At 62.8% G+C, this 7,243-nt stretch carries 7 protein-coding genes; 1 reads left to right on the top strand and 6 read right to left on the bottom strand.

All coding sequences use genetic code 11. From position 1 onward, the window contains the following. Window positions 1-477 (top strand): MFS transporter (locus PWM43_RS10505; RefSeq protein WP_289842457.1); only part of this gene is annotated, 477 nt, incomplete at its 5' end. A 34-nt stretch (window positions 478-511) separates the two neighbouring features. Here PWM43_RS10505 and PWM43_RS10500 read toward each other — a convergent pair. From PWM43_RS10500 to PWM43_RS10475, 6 genes are all read right to left on the bottom strand, one after another. Continuing rightward, window positions 512-1,135: a cysteine hydrolase family protein gene (locus PWM43_RS10500; RefSeq protein ID WP_289842456.1), complete on the bottom strand. Its 624-nt coding sequence runs from the start codon at window positions 1,133-1,135 to the stop codon at window positions 512-514. Beyond that, on the bottom strand, window positions 1,132-2,376 hold the full coding sequence (locus tag PWM43_RS10495; protein ID WP_289842455.1) for an MFS transporter: 1,245 nt from the start codon (window positions 2,374-2,376) through the stop codon (window positions 1,132-1,134). Before PWM43_RS10495 ends, PWM43_RS10500 begins: the two co-directional genes overlap by 4 nt. Window positions 2,377-2,644: 268 nt before the next feature. Further along, window positions 2,645-3,835: an aromatic ring-hydroxylating oxygenase subunit alpha gene (locus PWM43_RS10490; RefSeq protein ID WP_289842454.1), complete on the bottom strand. Its 1,191-nt coding sequence runs from the start codon at window positions 3,833-3,835 to the stop codon at window positions 2,645-2,647. Window positions 3,836-3,864: 29 nt separating this feature from the next. Continuing rightward, complete coding sequence (locus PWM43_RS10485; protein WP_289842453.1) at window positions 3,865-4,689, bottom strand: TauD/TfdA dioxygenase family protein; 825 nt, start codon at window positions 4,687-4,689, stop codon at window positions 3,865-3,867. A gap of 32 nt (window positions 4,690-4,721) precedes the next feature. Then, on the bottom strand, window positions 4,722-5,999 hold the full coding sequence (locus PWM43_RS10480; RefSeq protein ID WP_289842452.1) for a zinc-binding metallopeptidase family protein: 1,278 nt from the start codon (window positions 5,997-5,999) through the stop codon (window positions 4,722-4,724). Further along, a complete protein-coding gene (locus PWM43_RS10475) occupies window positions 5,996-7,105 on the bottom strand; it encodes an LLM class flavin-dependent oxidoreductase (protein WP_289842451.1) in 1,110 nt (369 codons plus the stop codon). Before PWM43_RS10475 ends, PWM43_RS10480 begins: the two co-directional genes overlap by 4 nt. Between the last annotated feature and the right edge of the window lie 138 nt (window positions 7,106-7,243).

Here is a 7,243-nt window from a genome sequence, read left to right as displayed (position 1 = left end):
GGATTTCGCCGCCTCACGCGATCAGGGGGCCAGAAACACGAACACTCCCGGAGCCAGGGCTTCGGGAGTGTCAGTATCGGGTATTGCGGGGACCGGACACGCGCGGGCCGCGCCATCGCCCCTTTCTATCTCGTGGCGCTCGCTGGCGTGCTGCTGCTCCGGAGCAGCAGTTTCGCAGCCGTTCTGGGTGGCGGATTTGCCGTCGGCATCGCCATGGGAACGGAGTTCGGCGCGCTGCCTTATGTGGTCTCCCGGTATTTCGGGCTTGCGGCCTATGGACGCATCGCGGGCGTCATGTATGCGACCGTCATGATGGCACAGGGAATAACCCCCGTCCTGATGGACATGTCCTATGATCACACGGGAGACTACGGATGGTCTCTGCGCGTTATGACGATCGTCTTCGCCTGTGGCAGCCTTGCCTTATGCGCCCTGCCGACCTACCCCGCTCGCCTGCGGGCAACTGAGCGGACCTAACGCCACATCCGACCCGGCGCGTCGTTTCAGCGCGTCAGCCGACATCCCATGCCGTGACGATTTCCTGCGTCATGACCGACGTGGCGCAATGCGTGGACAGGATCGCCAGCGCATTCTCATGCGTGCGCGGATCAAAAGCCGCACACGCATCGCTGGCGATAAAAATATCGAAATCGCGGTGAAAACCATCGCGCGCGGTCGCATCGACGCAGCAATCCGTCGTCAGACCGCACAGGACGAGGGTTTCGACGTCACGCTCATGCAGGCGCGCTTCAAGATCCGTGCCCGCAAAGGCGCTGTAGAGAAGCTTTTCGACCTCCGGCTCTCCATCCGCCGGAGAAACCCGATAGTAATCAACGCCCGGCGTGTCCGCGCGGCAGATCGCGATGTCCTCAGCCATACCGGCACGCGCCATGAAGCGCCTGAGCGCGCGCGGATCGGTTTCAGGGCGCGTGACTACACGAACGAACCATGGCGTCACGTCGGCCCGTCGCGCGGCGGCGATCAGTGTTTCCGTTCGCGAGATGGCCGCCTCGACCGGTTCAAGCGCCATGCCCGCGCGCGCCATCGCAAAGCCCGGCGCTCCGAAATCGTTCTGGATATCGATGACCAGCAAGGCGGTTCGGGAGGGCGCGATATCCTGAGGCGAGAGCATCATGCCTCGTCCCGCAAGCGAGGCCGCCGCAGGAAGGAAACGGCGATCGTAAGCACCAGACCCAGCGCGCCGAATGCCATGAAGATCGCGCGAAAGCTGCCCGTGTCGTCATGGATCGCGCCCCCGAACCAGGGACCGAACGCCGCCGCCGTCGAGATCAGACACATCGTCGCATAGAGTTCGAGATTGTGCCGCGTGCCGAAATATTCGAGCAGAAGCATGGCGCTGGCCACGTAGGACAAACCCACGCCCAGCCCCATCGTCAACACGAAAACACCGAGCGTCAGGCTGCTCTGGGGAAGCAGAAGATCGACGGCTGCGAGCGTCATGGCGCCGGTGGCCGCGACCGTGAGGACACGTGCGCCCATGATCCGCCCGACCTCACCGGCAAGAAAAGATCCGGCCGCCGCAAAGAACGCCACAAGCGACATGATTTCGGCGGCATGCGCCGATGACAAGCCATGTTCCGTGAAATGCTGGACCGAAAAGCCATGCAACGTCGTGCTGATGGCAAGGCAACCCGTATAGGAGGCGACGATCACCCAGAACGCCGGAACGCTGAGCGCAGCCCTGGCGGGCCAGCCCGCGGTGCGGATCGTATCGTCATGGGCATGACCGAAAGGAATGCCACGTACAACGAGGGCCGCCGCTATGCCGCACAGACCCGTCGCCAGCGCACAGAGCCACCAGAAGGGACGCCAGGCATGGAAAACGTCGTCGACGCCCAGATAGAAAAGTGGCCCGGCGATCGAACCGAGACCGCCAACGCCAAAATAAATCCCCATCGGGCGGCTCGACTGCTCGAAGAGATTGGCCACGACATAGGTGCCGGGCACCGTCCCGCCGATCGTGAACGCGCATCCGATCAGCAGCGTCCCCAGATCGTATTGCAGTTTGCTCGACGCGCTGGCCAGCAGCGCAAAACCCAGCGCCAGAAGCACGCCAGCCGCCACCAGCGTCGCGACGATCCCGAAGCGCCGGATCGCCATGGCGGGCAAGGGGCTGGTCAGTCCGCAGGCGAGCCCCAGCAGCGTGAAGCCGAAACCGGCATCGCTCCAGCTCAGCTTCATGTCCGCGACCATGGCGGGCAGGACGACACCGAGCGCATTGAACGAACCGGCCATGAGAAAGAAATAGAGCGCCGTGACAGCGGCCAGGGCGAAATATCGCCTGACTGTCGAAGGGACGGTCGGGTCCGCGGTCGTCACCACGACGATGTCCTCACTGGAAATGGCGAGAGGCATGGGGCGGTTCTCCATCTCACGGACCCTCACCCGCATAGGCGGATCGGGTCGGGTTGTCCAAACACTGGCCGCCAGCGCCCATGAGACGCGACCAGACCTCTCGCAACGCTAGACCGCGCCACAGGGATATTCTTGCGCTACGCGAACGGATTATATTCCGTTTACGCAACTTCGACAAATCCGACCCGCTTAAAAACCGTTTCAAAGTGTCTCCGAAACGGCTGAGCCATTGCAAAGTCGCCGGCATACACCGGACACAGCCATGATCTCAGCTTTTTCCTGTTTCTACCTCGCCCCAGGCCTGACGATAGCGCGGAACGAGCCAGGTGTTGAACAGGCGTTGCGCGCCCTCCTGCCAGGAATAGCGACCACGCGGAGCGAAGCGCGATCTCAGCCCGACCTGCACCATCTCGTCGACATGCAGGTCCTGGTCGATGATCTCGGTGGCCGCGAGAAATCCCATCGCCATCTTCTGATGATAGGCCGGATCGGCCTTGGCGCGCGGGGCTGTCAGGACACCCTGATCCACACGATGGCTTTCGGGGCCGTCGGCGCGCAGAATGAGATAAATCACCGAGTCGACCGTCATGACGAGAGACAGTGTGGGAGGGACGTTGGCGAACACCATCCGATGGCGTTCATCCGCCGTCAGATCCGGGAAAACCGGCAGAACGGCGCGCTGCGTGGCATTGAAGGCCGCATCCGGGTGGAGCGTGCGATTGGTGCGGTAATAACCCGCCGTATCCTCGCCCAGATCATCGGGAAATTCGGCCAGTTCGCTCGGGATGAAATCATGCAGCGGCCCCTGGTGAAGCTTGCTGGCATGATACCCGTCATTGTTGTTCTCGAACATGACCTTCCAGTTCCACGGATAGCGCTGCTCCCCGGCGGGCTTGTCGCCCTGGGCGTTCGGCAGGTCATAACCGCGCAGGACTTCCGACACCTTGGCCAGACGCGGCGCCAGCGGGAGGGCGTCCCTGTCGAAGTTGATGAAGACGAAGCCTTCCCAGATTTCGAGCGCAAAGACCGGAAGGTTGAAATCCTCCTTGTGGAACTTGCACGAACGCTCCATCGCGGGGGCCGCCGCGAGCGTGCCGTCCAGCGCATAGGTCCAGTGATGATAGGGACAGACAAAGGCACGCGCCTTTCCACTGCCTTCGGCGACCAGCATCGCGCGATGCTGGCATACGCTGGACATGGCCCGCAACACGCCGTCACGGCCCCGCGCGACGATCAACGGCTCATCGGCGATGAACGACGTGAAATAGTCACCAGGGTTCGCTGCCCACGATTCACGTCCGACGCAGAGCCATTCCTTTGAAAAGATCGCTTTCTTCTCGAATGCGTAGAACGCGGCATCCGTATAGCAGAGCGGCGGCAGGCTCTCGGCCTCTTCCGTCGGAAGGATGGATGTCTCCATCGCGTCGAACAGGGCATCGTCGAGGGGAATGCTCGTCATGGTCAATCCAGATCGCAAAGGAAGGGGGATCAGAAGGGCTTGTCGCCCGCAACGGTCACGCGGAACCCGGATCTCGTCTGGGGGAAGTAATCCCAGATGGCCTGATGCTGGGTGCAGCGATTGTCCCAGAACGCCACGGAATTCGGCTGCCAGCGGAAGCGCACCTGAAAATCGGCGGCCATGCAGTGGCGGTAGAGCATGTTCAGGACGGCGTCGCTTTCAGGCTTGGAAAGCTGCGGGATCCGCGTCGTGTAGGACGCGTTCACGAAAAGGCATTTCCGCCCGGTTTCGGGATGCGTGCGCACGACAGGATGCTCGCTGCACGGAAAGGTCTGGCCGTTATGGCCGACGATCGGGCGATAAACGTGCTCGCCGTCATGAATCGCGGTCAGCCCGTCGAGAAAATGACGCATCGGTTCGGAGAGCGCGTCATAGGCCGCATACATCGACGAAAAACACGTATCACCGCCATATTCGGGGACCGTCTTCATCGTGAGAATACTGCCCAGCGGCGGCTCGGCATTGCATGAAAGATCCGAATGCCAGTTCTCACCGGCCACGAATTTCGAATTCGCATCCGCGTGAATGGCGACGACCGCGGGGTAGTCCGGCAGGCCCGCGACACCCGAATGGATCGCAAGCTCGCCGAAAGCGCGACCGAGGCGCAGATGGTCTTCATGCGAGATCGGCTGATCGCGGAAGAAAATCACCTGATGGCGCAGCAGCGCGTCCCGCAGGCCCTTCAGCGTGCGCGCGTCCAGCGGACGCGTCAGATCCACGCCCTCGATCTCCGCGCCGATCCGGGCCGTCATCGGACGGGCAATGACATCACCTTCAAGCGCGATCACGTTCATTCCCAAATCTCCCATCTCCAAATTACCGGGCATCATTGGACCTCCGAAGCCGCCACGCCACAGACCTCGATCGCGGTCCGGGCATAGAGCAGCGTTGCCGTCACGAAATCGTCGAGCGTCGGGCGCCAGCGGCGCGGCCCGAACGTGACCGCCGGTATTCCCGCGCGGTTGTAGACATTGTGGTCGCGCCACATGGAGGCGTAGACCGGGTCGGCAACTTCAAGCTCCGCCCCGCGCACCGCACGGCTGGCGGTCGCGATCGCTCCAAGCAGCGGCGTGACGGCAGCTTCATCCGCAACGCCACCCTGACGATAGGCGACGCAGTCGAGCGCGTGCGGACCGATCCCGTCGAGCACGATTTCCATTTCCCGCCGGATATCCTGCACGCGATCGATGGCGGACAGCCCGACCTCGACATAGAGCGCGCAGACACCCGTCCCGCCGCCGAGCGCATAAGGCAGACCGCCGCGAATGGCGCCGATCTGGACCTTGGGGATCGTGGTCCCCCAGGCCGTTTCGAAACGGTGCGCCTGCTCGAAACGGGGCGCCCAGTCATGCAACCGCGCAATGGCGCCCCCCAGGCGATACACCGGATTGGGGTGGTCTTTCAGCGGCAGGCTGGCATCGAACAGGGGCGTGAAGATCTGCTCGCCATAAAGGCTGAGCCGGAAAATCGCATAACCGGCTCCCTGCGCCGTAACCGCGAAGTCCGTCCCCTCGGCGGCGATCATGAAATCGGGCGCCATGCCGCCATTCGCGAGCAGATAGGCCGCGCCAACATCCTTGCCCGACTGCGCCACGCCCTCGCGTCCATCCACCGGATCAGGCCCGATCTCGCCCGGACAGGCCGCCATGTGGAACCGGCCCGCCAGCCGGATTCCGGCCTTCCGGATGAGCGAACCCGCCATGAGAAAGCACGCCATGGGGCCGCGATCATTCGCCACCGCCGCCCCGGTGAAAACGCCGTCCCGTTCCGCGACGGGCTCCTCCGGCGCGGCTCCGGGCGGCACGCACCAGCGGGCGTCCTGCGGGTCCAGGCCGCCTTCGGTGTCGAGATGCGAAGCCATCAACAACTCGCGTGACGAAGCCGGTCCATGACCGCCAAGACAGCCGACGACATGAAAACGCTCAGGAACGGCGGCGAGGCGGCGCGGGCGAAAGCCTTCTTCCGCCATCCAGCGTTCGACGTATTCTCCCGCTTCCCGCTCATGTCCCTGAGGGGAGGGAATGCTGCAAAGCTCAAGGATGCGCCGACGCAGGACATCCCGGTCCAGCAGCGCGTCCAGACGCCGGGTGAGCGCGTCCGTCATGCGCCGTAGCGCGCCCGGAGTGCCGGAAGGACATCTTTGGACAGTTTCTTCAGTCCCCGCTCGTAATCCGGGAAAATCAACATGAGGCCGTCGAGATCGGTGTCGTCGATGACCTGCTCGATACGCTTGACGATCGTCGCCGCCGAACCCGCGATATGCGGCGCCATGAAACCGGTCCTCGCCCGCGCCGTCATGGCGTTTTCCTTGCCGATTTCAGCATCGATCACACCATAGGCCCGCATCATGTTACGGAAGCCTTCAGCGTCAAACCCTTCGCGGAAGACATCCATCGTGGCCTCGGCCTCGGCATCCGTCTCACCCTGGACGATGATGGCCATGGCGTAGGTCCGCAGACGACGCCCTGCGGCCCTGGCCTTCTTCTTGGCGCGCTGGCTGATGGCGCGCATCTCCGCATCGTCCCGACCGCCAATGAACAGCGCGTCCGTATTGTGGATGGCGAAATCCATGCCTTTTTCGGACTGACCGGCAGCCACGACGAAGGGACGCGGCTTCTGAAGCGGCTTGGGCTCCGAGAGACAGTGATCGAGCTTGATATACTTGCCGTCGACCGTGACCTCACCGTCCTCTTCCCACAGACGGCGAACGGCTTCCATCCACTCTCCGGCATAGTCGTAGCGCGCATCATGCCCCAGCGTCTCGGGCCATGCGCCCATCTGGGAGAACTCGTCCTTGAATGCGCCCGGCACGACATTGAGACCCGCACGGCCATTGCTGACCTGATCGAGCGTGGCAATCATCTTGGCGACGACCGCCGGATTGTGCAGCAGCGTCTGAAACGTGGTCCAGATCTTCACCCGTCTGGTCTGGGCTGCGAGCGCGCTCATCAGGACGGTCGAATCGAGCGCCACGTCCCATTGATGATTGGCCCCGCCATAGCCCCGGAACTTGGCCATCGACATGATGAAGTCGAGCCCGATCTCCTCGGCCAGCAGGGCCGCGCGACGGTTATACTCATAGGAGCCGTCCACCTTCGGCGCGGTGGTGGACAGAATCCAGCCCCCGTTGGCGATCGGCATGAAAATCCCGAAATCCTTTCCACCCTTCTCGGAAGGCAGGTCAAACACCGGGGATGAGATCGTGGGCATAGGGCCCTCTCCTTCTTGCTGGCCGATCGTTTCGCAAACCGATTGCAAAATCCACAGGAATATTACGCATCCGTTCCACTCGGTTTCTTGTCTGAATGCGATGCTCATTTGTATGATCCCATGCGATTGGCGGGAGAT

Source organism: Brytella acorum, from assembly GCF_029309905.1.
GTDB classification, from domain to species: domain Bacteria; phylum Pseudomonadota; class Alphaproteobacteria; order Acetobacterales; family Acetobacteraceae; genus Brytella; species Brytella acorum.
This window is presented reverse-complemented; position numbering and strand designations above follow the sequence as displayed.